Origin of the sequence: Streptomyces sp. NPDC056160 (assembly GCF_042268205.1) — a bacterium.
Lineage (GTDB): Bacteria > Actinomycetota > Actinomycetes > Streptomycetales > Streptomycetaceae > Streptomyces.
The window spans coordinates 1-1314 of record NZ_JBHJUW010000354.1 but is presented as its reverse complement, the minus strand read 5'-3'; the positions used below and the strand labels follow the sequence as shown (position 1 = coordinate 1314).

Sequence of the window (1314 nt, the reverse complement as noted above, 5' to 3'; positions counted from 1 at the left end):
GTGGCAGTGGCGGGCCACTGCTTGGCGTCGCCGGCGCCAATGTGACCAGTTCAACGCGTGAGTGCGGACGCGGTGTTGTCGAGGTGCATAAGCTGCCAGGAGCCGCCGCACTTCAGCCACTGTGAGCTCGATGACCTCAGCATCCACACAGGTGGACCCCCCTTTTCGGCTGCTTGCGCGGTCATTGCTGCGAGGAAGGCGTGAGCGAGCATGGCCAGGGTGATGTGCCGGTACCAGCCGACGTATCGGCGGACCTCGTACTCATCCAGGCCGCACTCGTTCTTCGCCGCTTGAAAACACTCCTCGATCGCCCACCGGGCGCCGGCGACGCGCACCAGCTCGTCCACGTCCACATCCAGGGGTGCATAGCCGAGGTAGTAGGCGATCTCGTCCGGCCTGCTCAGGCTGCGCCGTGCCAGCGCCCACCGCCGCCGGATCAACACGCCGTCCTGGTGGTCGTACTCGGCCACCGGGCGCAATTGCACGGCCGCCCAGTCGTACTCGCGCTGTCCCTTCGCGCCCACGCCGCAGGAACGGCGCTCCCACGCCTGGTCGGGGTCCTGCTCGAAGACGGCATCGAGGCGTGGTCCGGCCAGGGAGAACTGGGACTTGGGGACGGCGAGCACGTAGCCGACACCGGATGTTTCCAGCATCCGGCGGAAGCAGTTGTCCTGGCCATAAGCGGCATCGGCCGTGACCCAGGTGACCGGCAGCGGTGAGGCCAGCGTCCTGCGGACGATCGCCCCGGCGAGCGTGTTCTTGGTGGCGAACTCCCGCTGGTCGGGGATCTTGGCGGCGCGGCAGCGGTCACGGTCGTCCGTCCAGGACCTGGGCAGGTAGAGCTCCCGGTCCACCAGGGCGCGTCCGGCCGTGCTGGCGTATGCGGCGAAGACGCCGATCTGGCAGTTTTCGGTGCGGCCGGCGGTGCCGGAGTACTGCCTTTGGACTCCGGCGGAGGTGGTGCCCTTCTTCAGGAAGCCGGTGTCGTCGATGATCAGTACCCCGTCGGGGCGGCCAAGGTGTTCGGCGACGTAGGACTGCAGGTCATCGCGGATGTCGTCGGGGTTCCAGCGGGCGCGGGAGAGCAGGTGCTGCAGTCCGTCGGGGGTGGAGTGGCCGGCGTGTTCGGCGAGCTGCCAGCTGTTCTTGCGGGCGACCGGGGCGAGTAGTGCGCGCACGTAGTCCCGCATCCGGCGGCGCGGTTCGACGCGGCCGAAGTGGTGCCCGATGGAGGTGAAGAGGTTTTCCAGGTCGCGGTCCCAGGTTTCGGCCTGTTCGGTGATCACGGCCTGAGGCTTCCCCGAACCCGGACAA

General features: G+C 68.2%; 1 protein-coding gene. It reads right to left on the bottom strand.

Going from position 1 to position 1314, the window contains the following annotated elements:
• Positions 1-50: 50 nt before the first annotated feature.
• Positions 51-1283, bottom strand: coding sequence for an IS701 family transposase (locus ACFC02_RS42680; protein ID WP_376368448.1), 1233 nt, complete (start codon positions 1281-1283; stop codon positions 51-53).
• Positions 1284-1314: the final 31 nt, after the last annotated feature.